Source organism: Sagittula sp. S175 (assembly GCF_049800975.1).
Lineage (GTDB): Bacteria > Pseudomonadota > Alphaproteobacteria > Rhodobacterales > Rhodobacteraceae > Sagittula.
On sequence record NZ_JBNAGB010000004.1, the window covers coordinates 122,638 to 139,421 of the forward strand.

Annotated in this window: 14 protein-coding genes and 2 pseudogenes; 6 read left to right on the forward strand and 10 right to left on the reverse strand. The window is 59.0% G+C overall.

The window, feature by feature from the left end:
• Nucleotides 1-33 precede the first annotated feature (33 nt).
• The 4 genes from ACP16H_RS07020 (at nt 34) to ACP16H_RS07035 (ending at nt 5,600) form a co-directional block, all read left to right on the forward strand.
• Entirely contained in the window at nt 34-2,847 is a 2,814-nt protein-coding gene (locus ACP16H_RS07020; protein ID WP_425071555.1) for a molybdopterin oxidoreductase family protein, read from the forward strand.
• An 88-nt stretch (nt 2,848-2,935) separates the two neighbouring features.
• The gene (locus ACP16H_RS07025) at nt 2,936-3,685 is read left to right on the forward strand and encodes a 4Fe-4S dicluster domain-containing protein (RefSeq protein WP_425071556.1); all 750 of its coding nucleotides are present in this window, start codon (nt 2,936-2,938) and stop codon (nt 3,683-3,685) included.
• 50 nt (nt 3,686-3,735) lie between these two features.
• Nucleotides 3,736-4,602 (forward strand): dimethyl sulfoxide reductase anchor subunit family protein, encoded by an 867-nt coding sequence (locus tag ACP16H_RS07030; RefSeq protein ID WP_425071557.1) that lies wholly within the window; start codon nt 3,736-3,738, stop codon nt 4,600-4,602.
• Nucleotides 4,603-4,616: 14 nt separating this feature from the next.
• Nucleotides 4,617-5,600: an ester cyclase gene (locus ACP16H_RS07035; protein WP_425071558.1), complete on the forward strand. Its 984-nt coding sequence runs from the start codon at nt 4,617-4,619 to the stop codon at nt 5,598-5,600.
• A gap of 43 nt (nt 5,601-5,643) precedes the next feature.
• On the opposite strand, the gene ACP16H_RS07040 is transcribed toward ACP16H_RS07035, so the two are convergent.
• The 10 genes and pseudogenes from ACP16H_RS07040 to ACP16H_RS07085 form a co-directional block, all read right to left on the reverse strand.
• A complete protein-coding gene (locus ACP16H_RS07040; RefSeq protein ID WP_425071559.1) occupies nt 5,644-6,252 on the reverse strand; it encodes a DUF1523 family protein in 609 nt (202 codons plus the stop codon).
• A gap of 15 nt (nt 6,253-6,267) precedes the next feature.
• Nucleotides 6,268-6,534 carry a hypothetical protein gene (locus tag ACP16H_RS07045; protein ID WP_425071560.1) on the reverse strand — a complete coding sequence of 89 codons (267 nt, stop codon included), beginning with the start codon at nt 6,532-6,534 and terminating at the stop codon, nt 6,268-6,270.
• Nucleotides 6,535-7,037: 503 nt separating this feature from the next.
• A pseudogene (locus ACP16H_RS07050) lies at nt 7,038-7,961 on the reverse strand (IS110 family transposase); the annotation flags it as partial.
• A gap of 208 nt (nt 7,962-8,169) precedes the next feature.
• Nucleotides 8,170-9,080, reverse strand: a pseudogene (locus tag ACP16H_RS07055) (IS5 family transposase).
• 240 nt (nt 9,081-9,320) lie between these two features.
• A complete protein-coding gene (locus ACP16H_RS07060; RefSeq protein WP_425071561.1) occupies nt 9,321-10,529 on the reverse strand; it encodes a DUF1217 domain-containing protein in 1,209 nt (402 codons plus the stop codon).
• Nucleotides 10,529-10,933, reverse strand: a complete 405-nt coding sequence (gene flbT, locus ACP16H_RS07065) for a flagellar biosynthesis repressor FlbT (RefSeq protein WP_425071562.1) — start codon at nt 10,931-10,933, stop codon at nt 10,529-10,531. The genes ACP16H_RS07060 and flbT overlap by 1 nt, the downstream gene beginning before the upstream one ends.
• Nucleotides 10,930-11,307 (reverse strand): flagellar biosynthesis regulator FlaF, encoded by a 378-nt coding sequence (gene flaF / locus ACP16H_RS07070; protein ID WP_425071563.1) that lies wholly within the window; start codon nt 11,305-11,307, stop codon nt 10,930-10,932. Before flaF ends, flbT begins: the two co-directional genes overlap by 4 nt.
• A gap of 76 nt (nt 11,308-11,383) precedes the next feature.
• Nucleotides 11,384-12,682: a flagellin gene (locus tag ACP16H_RS07075; RefSeq protein ID WP_425071564.1), complete on the reverse strand. Its 1,299-nt coding sequence runs from the start codon at nt 12,680-12,682 to the stop codon at nt 11,384-11,386.
• A 200-nt stretch (nt 12,683-12,882) separates the two neighbouring features.
• Complete coding sequence (locus ACP16H_RS07080) at nt 12,883-13,230, reverse strand: flagellar protein FlgN (RefSeq protein ID WP_425071565.1); 348 nt, start codon at nt 13,228-13,230, stop codon at nt 12,883-12,885.
• The gene (locus ACP16H_RS07085; protein ID WP_425071566.1) at nt 13,223-13,492 is read right to left on the reverse strand and encodes a rod-binding protein; all 270 of its coding nucleotides are present in this window, start codon (nt 13,490-13,492) and stop codon (nt 13,223-13,225) included. Before ACP16H_RS07085 ends, ACP16H_RS07080 begins: the two co-directional genes overlap by 8 nt.
• Nucleotides 13,493-13,602: 110 nt before the next feature.
• Here ACP16H_RS07085 and ACP16H_RS07090 point away from each other — a divergent pair, with 110 nt between their 5' ends.
• Together ACP16H_RS07090 and ACP16H_RS07095 are read left to right on the forward strand one after the other, a co-directional pair.
• Nucleotides 13,603-16,092, forward strand: a complete 2,490-nt coding sequence (locus ACP16H_RS07090; protein WP_425071567.1) for a flagellar hook-length control protein FliK — start codon at nt 13,603-13,605, stop codon at nt 16,090-16,092.
• Between the two features lie 9 nt (nt 16,093-16,101).
• Entirely contained in the window at nt 16,102-16,782 is a 681-nt protein-coding gene (locus ACP16H_RS07095) for a flagellar hook capping FlgD N-terminal domain-containing protein (RefSeq protein WP_425071568.1), read from the forward strand.
• Nucleotides 16,783-16,784 lie beyond the last annotated feature (2 nt).

The following is a 16,784-nucleotide window of genomic DNA, read 5'->3' on the forward strand; positions in this document are numbered from 1 at the left end:
AGCGCCATGAAGGCGCCACGACGGGGAGGCTGCATGGGCGAGCCGAGGGTTGAGACATCCCCCAAGGTCTCGGACGAGGTCCGTCAGACCACCTGTTACATGTGCGCCTGCCGCTGTGGGATCAACGTGCATCTGAAGGGCGGTAAGGTCGCCTATATCGAGGGCAACCGCGATCACCCGGTAAACAAGGGCGTGTTGTGCGCCAAGGGGTCCGCCGGGATCATGCAGCACAACTCGCCTGCGCGGCTGCGCACGCCGCTGCGCCGGGTCGGCCCGCGTGGGTCGGGTGAATTTGAGGAAATCAGCTGGGAGGAGGCGCTGGAGACGGCTGTCGGCTGGCTGAAACCGCTGCGGGACGATGCACCGGAAAAGCTGGCCTTCTTCACCGGGCGCGACCAGTCGCAGAGCTTCACCGGCTGGTGGGCGCAGCAGTTCGGCACGCCGAATTTCGCGGCCCATGGCGGGTTTTGTTCGGTGAACATGGCGGCCGCGGGCATCTACACCATGGGCGGCGCCTTCTGGGAGTTCGGGTCGCCCGATTGGGACCATGCCAGGCTGTTCATCCTGTTCGGCGTGGCCGAGGATCATGACAGCAATCCCATCAAGATGGGCATCGCCAAGCTGAAGGCGCGCGGGGCCAAGGTCATCGGGGTGAACCCGGTGCGCTCGGGCTACAACGCGGTGGCGGATGAATGGGTGGGGATCACGCCCGGGACGGACGGGCTGCTGATCCTGTCGCTGATCCATTGCCTGATGCTGGCGGGGAAGATCGACCTCGACTACCTGACGCGCTACACCGACGCGCCCCTGCTAATCGACTGCGATCCGAAGTCCGCGAATTACGGTCTGTACCTGCGCGACGACGAGGGCCAGCCGCAGGTGGTGGACCGCCGCACGGGCAAACCCGCGCCTTACGATGGCTACAGCGTGATCCCCGATCCCGGTGGACACTACCGCCACGCGGGCGTGACCTATAAAACCGTGCTGCACCGCATGGCGCAGACCTGGCTTGCGCCGGAATACGCGCCCGAGGCGGTGGCTGGGCGCTGTGGCGTGCCCGCGCAGCAGATCCGTGCGCTGGCGGCGCAGATCGCGCGGGCGGCCTTTGACGATCCGGTGGTGATCGAGCAACCCTGGACGGATTTCCGCGGCGAACGGCACGAACGCATGGTCGGGCGCGGTGTCGCCTTTCACGCCATGCGGGGGATTTCCGCCCATTCCAACGGCTTCCAGACGGCGCGGGCGCTGCACACGCTGCAAATCCTGCTGGGCGCGGTGGAAACGCCCGGCGGGATGCGGTTCAAACCGCCCTATCCCAAGCCCGCCTCGGCCCACCCACGCCCCCATGCCTTTGCCTCGCCCGGCAAGCCGCTGAAGGGGCCTGCGCTGGGCTACCCGCAGGGACCCGAGGACCTGGCGTTGGGCGCGGATGGCCAGCCTTTGCGGATCGACAAGGCCTTTACTTGGGAGAACCCACTGTCGGTGCATGGGCTGATGCATATGGTGATCTCTAACGCCGCCGCCGGGGACCCGTACCGCATCGACACGCTGTTTTTGTACATGGCGAACATGGCGTGGAACTCGTCCATGAACACACGCGGCGTGATGGAGATGCTGACCCGCAAGGACGAGGACGGCGACTACGTCATTCCGCGCATCATCTACTCGGATGCCTATTCGTCAGAAATGGTGGCCTATGCCGACCTGATCCTGCCCGACACGACCTACCTGGAACGGCACGACTGCATTTCGTTGCTTGATCGGCCGATCTCGGAACCCGACGCCGCCGCCGATGCGATCCGCTGGCCGGTGGTGGAACCGGACCGGGACGTGCGGGGCTTTCAATCGGTGCTGCTGGACCTCGGCGCGCGGCTGGGGCTGCCGGGGATGGTAAACGACCACGGCGGGGCGTTTTATGCCGATTACGCCGACTACATGACGCGCCATGAACGCCGCCCCGGGGTCGGGCCGCTGGCGGGCTGGCGGTTGGGTGAGGTGGGCTTGAGCCACGGGCGCGGTGAACCGAACGGCGGACAGATCGACAGCTACATCGCCAATGGCGGCTTTTGTGCCATGCATGTCCCCGCCGAGGCGCGCTATTTCAAGCCGTGGAACATGGCCTATCAGGACTGGGCAGTCTCCGTCGGGCTGGTGGACGAGGCCAACCCCTACCTGTTCACGCTGTATTCCGAACCACTCAGGCGCTTCCAGATGGCAGCTGAGGGCTACGGCACGCACCAGCCGCCCGAACATCTGAAACCGCGCATCAAGCGCTGCCTGACGCCGCTGGCCTCGTGGTTCGAACCCTTCGAGCACGGCGCGTCACTGCCCGGCGACTACCCGGTGCACGCGCTGACGCAGCGACCGATGGCGATGTACCATTCGTGGGGGTCGCAGAACGCCTGGCTGCGGCAGATCCACGGGCATAACCCGATGTACCTGCCGACAAAGTTGATGCAGGACCACGACCTGAAGGACGGTGACTGGGCGCGCATCATCTCTCCGCATGGGTCCATCACCGTCCCCGTGGCGGAAATGGCGGCGCTGAACCCGGAAACCATCTGGACGTGGAACGCCATCGGCAAACGCCGTGGCGCCTGGGCATTGGACAAAGGCGCACCTGAGGCCACCAAGGGTTTCCTGCTGAACCACGTCATCCACGAACTCCTGCCGCCCAAGGGCGACGGGCTGCGCTGGTCCAACAGCGATCCGGTCACCGGTCAGGCCGCCTGGTTCGACCTGCGCGTCCGCATCGAGAAAGCCGCCCCGCCCGACACCCATATCCCGGCCCAGACCAGCCCCGTGCCGCCCGCCCCGGACGCCCTGCGCTGGCAGGTAAAGGACTGACGCTCATGCTTCTTTGGTTTCCCAAATACCCTCGGAGGAGTCTGCCGCGAGGCAGACGGGGGCAGAGCCCCCATGAAAGGTCGCAATCATGACCAGCCTCCCGAAACATACCGCCCAGAAGCTGGGCCTTGTCATAGACCTCGACACCTGTGTCGGCTGTCACGCCTGCGTGGTGTCCTGCAAAGGCTGGAACACGCAGTATCAGGCGTCGCCGCTGTCGGATCAGGACCCTTACGGCGCGGAGCCCACGGGGGCCTTCCTCAACCGCGTGCACAGCTTTGAGACCCGGCCCGAGGGGGACGCGGCGCGGCTGACGCATTTCCCGAAATCCTGTCTGCATTGCGAGGATGCACCCTGCGTCACGGTCTGCCCCACCGGGGCGAGCTTCAAGCGGGTCGAGGATGGCATCGTTCTGGTCAACGAGGCGGATTGCATCGGCTGCGGGCTGTGTGCCTGGGCCTGCCCCTACGGCGCGCGCGAGATGGACGAGGCCGAGGGGGTGATGAAGAAATGCACCCTTTGCGTCGACCGCATCTACAACGACAATCTTCCCGAAGAGGACCGCGTTCCGGCCTGCGTGCGCACCTGCCCGGCGGGCGCGCGGCATTTCGGAGACCTGTCGGACCCCAACAGCGCGATCTCGGCGCTGGTCGAGGAGCGTGGCGGGTTCGACCTGATGCCCGAGCAGGGGACGAAGCCCGTCAACAAGTACCTGCCGCCAAGGCCCAAGGACCAGTGGCAGGAGGAGATCGACGTGCTGGCCCCCTTCCTTACGCCGGTGGCGGAAGACGCGCGGGGCTTTCTCGGATGGCTTGACCGGACACTGTCGAAACTTTGAGTTAGGAATGATGCGCAGGGCGGCCCCCCGCCACGCGTCCAAGGATCACGATGCACCCAGCTCCTTCTCTTATCGCGTTTACCTTTGCTTCGGGACTGGGGTTCGGCCTGCTGTTCTGGCTGGGGATCGACACGACCCCGCCTACGGGCTGGGTGGCTTTTGTCTTTTACCTTATCGGCTATGCGCTGTGCCTTGGCGGGCTGGCGTCCTCGGCGAAGCACCTGAGACACCCGGAGCGCGCGCTGAAGGCTTTTACGCAATGGCGCAGCAGCTGGCTGTCGCGCGAGGCCTGGCTGGCGGGGATCGCGTTGGTGGTGAACGCGCTCTATGCGGCGGGGCTGGTGTTCATTGGCGTGGCGGCGCAGCCGCTGGGCTGGCTGGGGGCGCTGGGGGCGCTGGCGACGGTGGCGGCCACGGCGATGATCTACACGCAGTTGAAGACCGTACCGCGCTGGCACCACTGGACGGCGCCCGCACTGTTCATGCTGTATGCCGTGACGGGCGGCGCGCTGCTGTCGGGGCGTGTGGAGGTCTCGCTGATACTGCTGACCGTAACCGGGGCGATGCAGGGCTTCGTGTTTCTTGACGGCGACCGGCGGCTGGCGCGGTCAGGGACGACGCTGGCGACGGCGACGGGTCTGCAGGACAACCCGCGCGCCTTCGAGGCACCGCATACGGGCAGTAACTACCTGACGCGCGAAATGGCGTTCCGGGTGGCGCGCAAACATGCTGATTTTTTGCGCATCTTCGCACTGGCCTTCGGCGCTTTCGTCCCGGCGGTGATGTTGCTTTTACCATTTAACCATTTCTTTGGAGTTCTTGCGCTACTCGCTCATGTGGCAGGGGGTGTCACGGCGCGGTGGTTGTTCTTTGCCGAGGCCGAGCATGTCGTCGGCCTGTATTACGGCAAGACCTGAAGGACCTTTCACAGATGCCATTCCTGCCCGGATTCGAGGAACGCTGGCGCGACGCGCCGCATTTCGTGATATCCGTGACGCAGGAGGTCTGGGACGAGCGTCGGCTCGACCGGATCGGCCGGTTCTATGCCGAAGACGCGGTGCTGCGCACGCCAGAGGGGCTGTTGCGGGGGCGGGCGGCGCTGCTGGCCGAGGCGCAGGCTCGGTTGGCGGCGTTCCCAGACATGGCGCTGCTGCCCGAGGACATGCAGTGGACACAGACGGGCTACAAGAGTTTCGAGGCATCGGAGCGGCACTACGTCACCGCCACCCATGTCGGGCCAGGGCTGTATGGCGCGCCCACGGGCCGCGCGCTGGGGTTCCGGGTGCTGACGGACAGCTGGTGCCGGGGCAACGAGGTGGCCGAGGTCTGGCGCATCACCGACCGCGCCGCCATCGTCGCGGCGCTGGGCCATGACCCGGAAGGCTGGGCGCGGGCCAGCATCGCCGCCGAGGGCGGGCCGGAGAACTGCGTTCTGCCACTGAGCGCCGAGACGGACATGCCGCCGAAGCATGAGGCCAAGCTGGGCGAGAACCCATGGGGCGCGACACTGGCGGATATCCTCGTGCGGATCATGGCGGGCGAAATCGCGATCATCGCGCGCGGGTATGACCGGGCGGTGGAGCTGGCTTATCCCGGCGGGCGGACGCTGTCGGGACATGCCGAGGCAGAGGCCTTCTGGACGGGGCTGCGGGCGTCCTTTCCCACGGCGAAGTTCACCGTGCAGCAGTCCATCGGGACCGAGGACAAGCCCGAGAGCCCGCGCGCCTCGGTACGCTGGGTGCTGGAGGGGCGGCACGACGGGTTCGGCACTTTTGGCGCGCCCACGGGGGCGCAGGTCACAGTGATGGGGATCACGCAGGCCGTGTTCGGCCCGCGGGGGTTGTACCGGGAATGGACGCTGGTGGACCCGCTGGCAATCTGGCGGCAGATCATGTTGGCGACCGGGTCCGTCTGAAGTCCTTAGGGGAGTCGGGGTGAAACCCCGACCTACGCGTGGCTCAGCGGAACAGGCCCTTGATGCGGTTGCCCCCGGATTCCAGCCGGTCGCCCGCCTCGTCGAGGATCGGATCGACGCGCGCGTCCCACCAGCGGTTCCAGCGGACACGCACGGCCCACCACGCGGCAAACAGGACCACGAGGATGGCGATGTTCATCCACGGGATGATGACCACCTCCGGGCCTTCGACCTGCTTCATGCCGACTGCATTGGGGAAGATCGTCAGGAACTGGTTGCGCCAGCCGTAATGGCGGATCGCCACCCAGCGCGGGTTGTCGGCGGCGGATTTCATGTCCGCCGCCTCGGCCTGAAGGTTGGCGGTGTCGAACTTGAAATACGGCGGCCAGCCCCAGCCGGTGTCCTCGTTGCGGTAAACCATGGTCGAGCCGTCGCGGCGCTGCGTCTGGATGAAGAACACGTCGCGGTTGGGCAGCGAGCCATCGGTGCCAACGTCGGCCTGTGCCCAGAACCAGCGGTTCTCGCCCGGGTCGATGCGTTTCTCGTAGGTGTCGGTGACGCGGGCGATATCGTGCTGGGGCAGCGTGTAGTGCAGCACGGCAATCACCAACAGCCAGAAAATGATGCGCAGCGTCCACTTGAGGATTTTCATCGCGACTACGGCCTCTCAGTAAAAATTCGTCAGGTAGATGATCACCGTCACCGTCACGGCAGGCAGCACGTAGACGCAGGTGATCAGCGAGATATGACGGATGCGGTCCCAGCGGGCGGTTTCCTCGGCGACGAAGGTTTTCAGCCTCCGGTCGCTGTGGTCGTCCTTCCAGTCCTGCAGGATCAGCTTGCGGCGGCGCGCGCGCAGGCGGAACCACAGCACCACGTAAAGCAGTGTGCAGACCACCATGGCCATGATGAAAAAGCGCGCAAAGGCCAGCATGTCCGTCTCCCTTCCTTCATGACCTGATACGGGTGGAAGGGAAAATCAACGGTAAATGGTGATTTGGCGCGTTTATGGACTTGCGAGCGTTGTTTACCAAGTGTTCACCGTCCAGCGGCGCGGTTGCTGAAAATAAGTACGATCAAAGGCACGCAGTTGACCCGTCATGTTCTGGGGCCGCTCCTTTCACCACGTATCGTGTGCAAAGGACAATACCGAGGCATCACGACCGGCCGAAGAAGTCCGCGCCGAAGCTGTGCGCGTGGCCTTGACGAGCGGGCTGCCGCGCAAGCAGGTGGCCGCAGATTTTGGGATCGGCTTCTCGACGCTGAACCGCTGCATACAGCAGGATCGGCGCAATCCTGAGAAACCGACAGCCCAGTCCGAACTGGAGCGCGAGATCGCCAAGCTGAGGAAAGAGAACCGTGTGCTCCGGGAGGAGAGGAGTTTTCTAGCACCTGTATCTTTCCGGGGTGGAGGGGCTCCCATTCACGCCGTTTTTTGCAGAGAGCATTGGCGACAATGACGAGCTTGCGTGCGACCGCTGTCACGATGACCTTGTGCGTTTTGCAGTCCCTGCAGAGCCGATCCGCGAAGGCTTTGAGCGTCAGGTTGTGATGCGAGGCGAAAAGTGCCGCTTGGAACAGGACATGCCGCAGCGCGCGCCGGCCGCCGGCGATGGCGCGCTTACCGCGTAGTGTTCCACAGTCCTGCGCCACAGGCGCCAGACCGGTCAGCGCCGCAGCTTCTTCGCCGGTGAGAGTACCGAGTCCTGGAAGTTCGGCGATCAGCGTTGAGTTGGCGACCGATCCGATGCCGGGTACGGAACGAAGGATCCGCGCGATGTCCGCAAGATGGCTGTCGCGACCGATAAGCTCTGAAATTCGGCTTTCCAGTTCGGTAATCGCGACATCCGACCGCTCGTTCAGCTCCACATCGACATCCTCGAACAGCTCCGCAGTTCCCGATTTCCGATGCGCCCGGATCTGCGCCTGGAGCCGCTTTCGCATCTCGACCACCTGTGCCCGCCTGGTGGTCAAGGCCCTGAGAAAACGTAGATGTTCCGCGGGAAGTGTTCGTCCCGCCTCGGGCCTGAAGACCAGAAAGCGCGCGATGAGTTCGGAATCGATCCTGTCGGTCTTGGCGCGGATTCCCAGGCTGCGCGCAAAGGCCTTGACTTGGGCCGGGGGCACTTGGCGGGCTTCGACGCCTGCATCCTCCAGATAGAACCAGAGCCGCCATTCCTGCCCGCCCGTCGCCTCGAAGCAAACGATAGCCCGGCGGTTTCGGGCCAGATTGACCACGGCAAGATGACCGGCGTCATCATTGGGCATACGGTGGCGCTGACCGTCCGGAAGGCGATGAACATCAAGCCAGTCTCGGCTCACATCTATCCCGATGAACCGGTCATGTGTTACCTTCGCCATGCTCTCCTCCTTCTCATACACGGTCCCAAACGGACCGCTGGCAACTGTTCGAGACAATGAAGGGTAGGCGGTGCCGACAGACTAGGAAGCGTGGTCATACCACGAGGGTCAGACGTCGCGCACCACCCCGTCACGGGTGTTGGCCGGGACGCGTGTCGGCACCACGCTACCAGATCCGGAATACAGAGGGGTCAGGACTCATGCGTATTCACAGCCAGAAGATGACAATGGCTGCGAGGGCGATGGCCGAGAGGAAGATGATCGGGTTTCTGTCATAGCGTGTTGCGACGCTTCGCCAGTCCTTCAGTCGACCGAACATGATCTCGATCCGGTTGCGGCGGCGGTAGTGACGGTTGTCCACTGCCCGGCAGGGCATTGCGCAGCAATGTCCCGAGAGGGGTAATTGACCGGCGTCTTGTGGTTTTTTCCGGTCCGAGGTGAGGGGCGACAAGATTTGATCCGGGGGATCAAATCAGCCCTGAAAGGCTCTTATCTTCCTGTCCTGAAACGTTTTTCTGAACCAGTCCGCGTCGTATCTGCGGTTCGGCCAGAAGCCAGTTTGCCGCTGGGAACGCGTCCGACAATGCCTGCGCGCCGCGATAGTCGCTGACCTGTCCGGCAGTCAGGAACATGCGCAGCGGGCGACCCACGGCGTCAAAGATCGCGTGCAGCTTTGACCCCCTCGGGACATTTCCTGCGGAAATGCCCTGCCAGGCAAGGGTTCATCCCGCCCTTGGTTCGGCCATTGGCACGACCGCGCCCCCCTTTTTCGCCCGCAGGCTGGAGGCCGTGCGATGCGCCTTGGAGATATGTCGCATTCACTGCCCTGCAGGGCATCTCTCAGGGATGTCCCGGGAGGCGATCATGGCGGCCCACTGATCGGCCAGTTCGACAAGGATCCTGGCGAAGACGCCCATCTCGCTCCACCGACGGGTTGTAGAGTGTCTTGTGAGCGCCGTATTTCCTGCACGCATCACGCCATCGCAAGCCATTGCGATTGAAGAAGATAATCCCGCCGAGGACGCGTCTGTCATCGGCTTTCGGGCTGCCTCGGCTCTTCGGAAAGAACGGTCAAAGGCGCTCCATCTGCGCCTCCGTGAGCCAAAACTTATCGCTCAGGATGCAGGTCTCCGCGACGCCCCTACATCACCTTGTCCGCCAAATCTTAATTAGGCCTGAGCCTAACCATTGAACCAGAAACTCTCCGGTAAACCTGGGGCGGTTCAGTACACGGCTACCGAAACCGTTGGCAGCCTTAAGGTGGAAGGCAGCGCCAAGACTGTCTATCAATGATCTGGCGCCATCCAGCACCTGCGAAAAAGGGAACCTGTTCCTCACGGCAGATATTTCAGCAGCCTGTTAATTTGTGTTTGAGTTCAAAGATGACAGTAAAGTAAGTGCGATTTGTTGGGACCCAGACCCACCAATCGTAGACGCCTGAGATTGCAGGAGATAACTATAAATCACTCTGTTTACAATTGCGGTGTCTTCTAGCTCTGTAAATTTCTTAATCCCAAATCTATTTTGCGCCTTTTCTTTTAAAACTTCCAGTTGTTTGTCAATGTCTATTTGACTGAAGCCGCTTGGTAGTCCAAGAGCGGTTTCGAAAACGTTGCGCATCATGGAATCTCCCAAAACGTTAAACCACTTTGTGTTGTCTGAGCTATCCATACCGGCCAATGCCGGAGCTGCGTTCTGAAAACTGATCGCTGTTCCAATCGTTGAGTCCACTTCGTAAATGGCGTCTTCGAACATCTGTCTCTGGTAGTTATCAATTATATTATCTGCAAAATTATCAGCTTGAATTGCAATTTTAGGCTTGGCGTCAAATCCAAAAGCTTTCGCCATTGAAATTAGGCTTCGATCATTTAGAACATTTGCCAACCCGTTTGAATCTTGGGTGCCCTCCGTAAAAACGCGTTTTAATAGATTTCGGCTATTGATCCGATCTTCAGCACCGAAGGCACCCAGAGCAACCTTAAGAAGATCTGGATCGGAAATTAGATCGTCTACCGAATTTACAGACGCAATTTTGGCTTCAAAATTTTCCTTTGTTATGTCAAGTGCGCTTATTACCGTAGACTCGAGTGTCACTGAAGCAAGTGCATTGTCCCTGTACTCTGGTTGTTCCAATAGCCTTTCAAGATCGCCCCGAACTTTTTTGTCGTAAGCCTCCAAAATATCATCCGAAAAGCCCTCTTTTTGAAATGGGTACTCCACGGTTTTTTGGAAGTCAAATGCGCTTGCCAACGCGACGTAGCGCCCATCGCTTAACCTTCGGGCCAGGGATGTATCCTCTTTGGCGCCCTCTTTTAGAACGCGCTTGAGAAGATATGTGCTGTCTATTTGATCGCTAAGCCCAAACGCTGCCAACGCCACACTCAGAAGACGCCTGTCTTCCACAAGTTCGTCACCGGAAGATATTTTCCCGATATTCTCTTTGAAATACTGGGCATCTCTGGCGACGTCTGCGCTACTGTTGAAAGCCTTTTGCTGTGACTTCAGCGTTGTTTGGAGTATTTGCCATCCAATCAAGCCAGCGCCAGGTATCATCGGTGTGATAGGCATTATTTGTTTCCCGCTGCCAGAAGTCTGTCTTCTCGAGGAATGAGTGCACGAAGGGCTTTGAGGCATTGATAAAACTGGTCGCCGAGCAACGCCTCTGTCGCTTGTGTCAGAAGCCTGCGGCTGTCTGGATCCACCAAAATGTGACTTAGCTCTTCAATCCGTGGTAAAAGCTGAGCCCTTGCATCTTCCGGCTGGGCATCTCCAGTCAGGATGAGCTGTGCAGTATAGCAAAGTCGCCGCACGGGAGTCTGTGCCTCGTCAGGGTGGATCGCATCCCTGAGTCGCAGCACGTTTGCATTGGGTGTGACGATCGACAAGCGACTACGTTTATCACCATTTTCAATCACGGCTCCATTAATCAGAACACGTTCCCTCGGCCCAAGTTTCAATACCAATCCGCTCATCGGTTCGTCCTCCCGCCACCCAACCCTTTCAGGACGGCAGCATTTATTTCCAGCAACGGAGTTATCCGGCCTTTTCTGGTCAAAACTTTCGATGTCTGCTGTTGAACAAACTCCGCCAAGTAAAATATCCGCGCTCGGAGGTCTTGAGGTAGCGCATTCCGTTCATCGGCGACGTCGATTGCCAACATAGTCCAAAGCCGTTGATTGTCGGAAAGAGCTTCAACCAACTTGGGGTAGGCCATAGGCCCACCTTCGGCAGCGGCCTTGATTCTATGTGTAACCCGAGCAATCAACTCGTACTCTGTGCCACGGGGCGTTTGAGTTGTTCGGGCGTTCTGGGCGTAAGCCCGCAGCGCTTGTGTTTGAGCGTTCACTTGAAAACCTGCTGTCTTAGAGGGTCAAGGAGGGATGAAGTTCGGAGGCCGGACCATCCGGCCTCCGACTATCCCGTTACTGGAACAGCGACAGAAGAGACTGCGGCGCCTTGTTCGCGATGGAAAGCGCCTGGACACCCAGCTGCTGCTGGACCTGCAACGCCTGAAGACGCGCGGATGCTTCTTCCATGTCTGCGTCTACCAAGGTGCCGATACCTGATTTCAGGGCATCCGTGAGGCCTGATACGAAGTCGAGTTGGGTTTCAATGCGCCCTTGGGCGGAACCGAAAGCAGCAGCCGAATCGATAGCGGTGTTGATCAGGCCCTCAATCGAAGCCAAGGCGGAATCCGCACCTGCTTGGGTCGTGACATCGACGTCCGCCAAACCCGCCAACCGCCCTCCGATAGTATTTCCTGCATCAGCACCTACCGTTGCAACGCTGACTGCAATGAGATCTGTGGCGTTTGTTACCGTCGAAGTCAGAACAAGTCCCGAGCCGCTTGCCTGAATATCCAGAACATTGGAATCCAAGTTGTTGGCGGCGAGATAGGTCGCCCATTTCTCGGCAAGGATTTTTGCTACGTCCTGGGCGGTATCTCCATCGCGCGCAACATATGCCATAGGTTCTGCAGCCGCTTCCGCCTGTGTCATGGCGGCTGCCGCCGTATTACGGTAATCAGCTTGGGTGAATGTCGAATCGTCTGCGTCGGTGCCAAAAATCTGGATAGCAAACGCTTTTCCAGCCTCAATGGTCAACGTAGAGAGATCGAGTGTCACGGTCTGGGTGGCATTAAGGGTGCCGGTGACCCCGGCCGCGGTGAAAGTGCCGCCGGTAGCCTGAATCGCTTGCGCATCCGTGGCCAAGTCCTGCTTGCCGACCGTGATATCTGATGCGGTGACGCCCGTGCCGGAACGGTCGAGAGACGAAAGGATGTTGATTTCGCCGGAACCGGCCGTGAGTGATACGTTCGAAAGCAGATTGAGTCCGTTGAACTGCGCTGCACCTACGACCGCAGAGATCTGGTCTCGAAGCGCCGAGATATCGGCTTGGATCTTGTCACGATCGACATTTTCTTCCTGCGCCGCGACGATCTTTCCCTTGATGTCAGTCAGGAGGTCCGAAACTGTCTCCGCCGCTTGACGCGCCACAGCGACAGTCGACTGACCAAGATTGAGGCTATCTGAGATTCCTTTGAAGCCCTTGACATCGGCTTCCATGACTTTGGAAATTGCCCAGACTGCGGAGTTGTCCTTGGCAGTTGCGACGGTCTTCCCGGTAGAAATTTCCTGCTGTGTCGTGGCAAGTCGCGAGTTGATGGTCTTCAGGGTTTGCAGCGCCACCATGGCGCCATTGTTCGTCAGGATGCTAGACATGTCTTGTCCTTGCTGTTCATTAGCGCTTTGCGCCGGTTGCTGTTGCCGCGAACGGCATCTCTGACGTCTTTCTGACGCGTACAGCCCGAACCATTTTTTCGGCCTGCGCCACCCTCTTTAGGTGCAAGGCCAACTTGGCTCGGGAATGCTAATGGACCGCTAAAACACTTCTCCGCTGTTCTGAATATTTGAAGCAAATCTCACGCGCGTTTCTCAAGTTTATGAGCTTGCGGCGCAGCAATGCTCTTTTTGCGGCCCGTAGCGTCGTAGGTGCTGATCGATTTTCTGGCCCGGTTAAGGTCGCCAAGCCGAGCTGCCACGTTACGGATACCCGCCAGTGCATGATCGAAGAGTTCCTGGTTTCGGCGAAGTTTGGCGCGCAGTGGAGACAGGGTCTCAACGGCCATCGGAGCTTCGCGTAGTTCGCTTATTATTCTCTGCTTTTGGTCGATCAACTCTTCAATCTTCTCAAAGTCACCCTCCATGAGAGCGGTACGCTCGACCTCCAAGAGGTGCGCAAGCCGTGTCGCGATGTTATCTTCAGTCATTCATTCTCTCCTTGAGGGCGTGATAAATCGATTCGGCCAGGCCAATGCCGCCGTGTGCGGCCATCTGGCGCGCTTGCTCGAGGCGCATGTAGGAAGCGAACTGGCTTTCTCCGACACCGCCACCAAAGCTTTCCGGGGTTTCGCCGACACCAGAAGCTTTAAGCATCTCGGCAAGAAAATTTGCCTCAAGCTCCGTGGCTGCTTCCCTCAGATTTTGGTCCCTTTTATCCATGAAAACAGGAAGATTTTGTGATAGCTCCATGGCTTTTTTCTCCAATTCGACTCATCTTCGCTGTATTGCACCAGCGCCGGTAAAGAACTGGTAAGGATGTCCGCAGTAGGTTTGCTCGTGGAAGAATTCCCGGAGCGATCATGCTAAGCCAACTGACTAGCCTCTTGGGCGTTGGTCCCAAACTGCAAGGCGTTGACCCCCAGAAGGCGGAGGTGCCGAGCCAAGACTTCTCAGAAGTCTTTGCTAAGACCGATGAGAAACAAGGTGAGACGCACAGAGATCCGGTCGATCTTGTTGTGGAGGCGGCGAAGTCTGAAAGCTCTGAAAATGAGCAAGCTTCCGAGAGCATTATAGGCGATTGGGAAATCACACCTAACATCTACAGCGAGCCGGAGTCTGATGTAACGGACTATGTTCCTGAGGTTGAGGCTATCTTCGTTCGGCAAGAAGCCTCTCTTGAAAAGAAAGATCCTGAACAAGATTCGGAAATAGAACTCGCAACCCTTCCTGAAGCGCTGGGCGCTAAAGTGGTTCAGGATACTGAGAGCCACCGTTCAATTTTGGAGCACGCTGCGTTGGCTAATAAAGGTCAACAACTACATCTCCAATCAAATGAAGATCAAGAAATCACTAGAAAATTGACGCAGAAAGGTGAATTGGCGGAAGTTTCGTTGACTCCGGAACCTCCGAATATTTCGCGCGAATTGGTTAAAAAAATTTCAGCCGGTGGAACGCGACTATTGGAAGCCTTGGACGCAACGAAAGTTCAGGGTGTAACCGGCAGATATTTTTCAAGACCTGAAGGTGTTGAGATCGATAGCCATTTTTCGGCAATGCAATCCACAGCCGCAACGCATGATCCTTCGGTCAAAACATACGCAGGTTCGGACACCGCTCGTTTACCCTCACAGCTCTCCTACGTGCCTAGTGTCTCAACATCCGCGATGAAGAATTCAGATTCTGTCGCGCTCACTGAGTCTGTTCTTAGCTCGGTGATCGAACCGTCTATTTCAAATATGCAAAAAGCTTCTCTATGTGCGGAGGAACAAGATCCTCTGTCAAATCTCACAGAAAAAGGGCAAGAAGCCGACCAGCGAATCGGTTTCGGATCGTTGCAAGGACTTGCGTTCTCGCAGGACGGCAAGCACATAAGCACTGCTCCTTCAGTACAGCCGGAAGCGGAACTTGAAAAAAAGCCCGTTTTGGTCCAACCGAATACTGGGATTGGATCAGAAGTAACTGCCTCTCCGCTGCCCGCAATGCGAGAGCGAAGCGGCTTCAAACCCTTCGAGGCTGCCGGCGCCGAAGAACTGCCTAAGCGCCATGAGGAAAGGTTCTCTCGCCAGGAGCACGTTTCCGCAATGAGTGGAGCGAGCACGCGGCCTTCCGGTTTCGAAAAGGAGTTGCGCGGCGCAAACCTCCCGATATTTCAGGCTCGGAGCTTGTCTCCGGCACGCCCGAACGCGCCCGAGTGGTTTCCCGCCCGTGAATTTACAAATCATAACGAGCCCGTGAGGGCAGAGATTACGGTCACCTTTACGACAGCGGCCGCAGTCACACAGGCAGCAACAGGTCTGGCTGTGACCCCCGATAATTCTCAGGGCTTCGGCGAGAATGCCGGAATTAGTGAACCAGACGATTTTCGCGGCTTCGTTCGCCGGGCGGCCGGGACGGAAAGTGGGCACAATCCTAGCGGGCTTCAGGCTACTCCGCCAGGGCCTAATGTTTCAGCAGAATCAAACCGGGACACCGGCGTCATACCTTCTGTCTCAGAGGACATCGCCGTAGGGCAACCGTTCATAAGGCGCGAGACACCTGTTTTCCGATCCATGACTCCGAGTCCCGCGCCTTCAGATCAGCCTATGCGGGTTGGGTATGATGATAGCATTCAATCTATGCCAGAAATTGTGGTAGCGGCCACGTTCGTCTCATCTCGTCGCAGTCTTGTTACGGAAGATTTGGCGCACACTGCCTCTAGGGCATATTCCGAAAGCGGGGACAGGACGCTAGAACTTGCGGCCATACCGAAAGTACCGTCTGGAACTGCACCGACCAATGTCGCGCCCGCAATGCCACAAATCATATTCCATAGTCAGTTCGCGCAGACGATGGAGTTGGCGTCGAGGATCGAAGATGCCTCAGACGAAGTGTCGTCTGAGCCTATCACACAGATAGGCCTGGCTGCAGGAACACGGCCTGAACAAAGCTCTGTTGCGGCTGGGTTACCGCACCAATCTAGCCCCAGTCAGCGTGCGGATAGCGCTTCGGTGGTTCGACAGATTGTCGATGGGTTCTCACGGATCAATGAAGGAACCGTAGAACTGAGGCTGGCGCCCGAGGAACTTGGTCGGGTACGTATGTATCTTGTCTCCGGGGAGCATGGTTTGACGGTTCACATTCAGGCCGACAGACCGGAAACTCTGGATTTGATGCGGCGAAATGTCGATGAGTTGGCGCGAAATCTGGCGGACGCGGGCTACGAGGGAGCAGGGTTCTCGTTTGGAGAAGAGCGTCAGGGTGCCGAGGGCAGGGCTGCGGGACAATCTACGATGGATTACGCCGAACCAGATCCGACCCCGGAACAATCGAAGCCCCCGGTGGGCGCCGATGGACTTGATATCAGGATATGAGGTTGAACCATGGTTGAAATCACCAATCCCCCTCCGCTGTACTCCAGCCAATCCAGCGCCAGCAGCAATACCGCCACAAAAGAAGATCGCGCGGTTCTAAGCTCGGATTTTGAGACGTTCCTCAAAATGCTGACGGTTCAGGTGCAAAACCAAGATCCTCTGAATCCTGTGGATTCCACGGAATACGCCACGCAGCTGGCCACGTTTTCTTCGGTTGAACAACAAGTTCAAACCAATGATCTGCTGCGCAATATTTCGAATGTTTTGGGCGGCAACGCACTCTCGGAAATGAGCCGCTGGATCGGAATGGAGGGGCTTGTCCGTGCACCGGCTCAGTTTTCAGGACAACCCGTTACGGTGAGGCCGCAATATGCAAACGGAGCTGATGCCGCGGTCATGGTCGTTCGCAACGGCTCCGGTATGGAAGTTCAGCGCTTCGATATCGAGGTCGGAGAGCAAAGCGTTCTTTGGGGGGGGCATGACAATGACGGCAACATGCTTCCGGTCGGCAACTACAGTTTTCACATCGAAAGTTACGATGGCGGTAAGCTGACCGATACGGCGATGGCCCAAGTTTACAGCACCATTGACGAGGTCAGGAATTACAATGGCAACGTCATGATCCGCATGGCCGACGGGACAGAATTAAACTCCGAGATGATCAACGGGCTGAGGGCTGGTGACGCTTGATG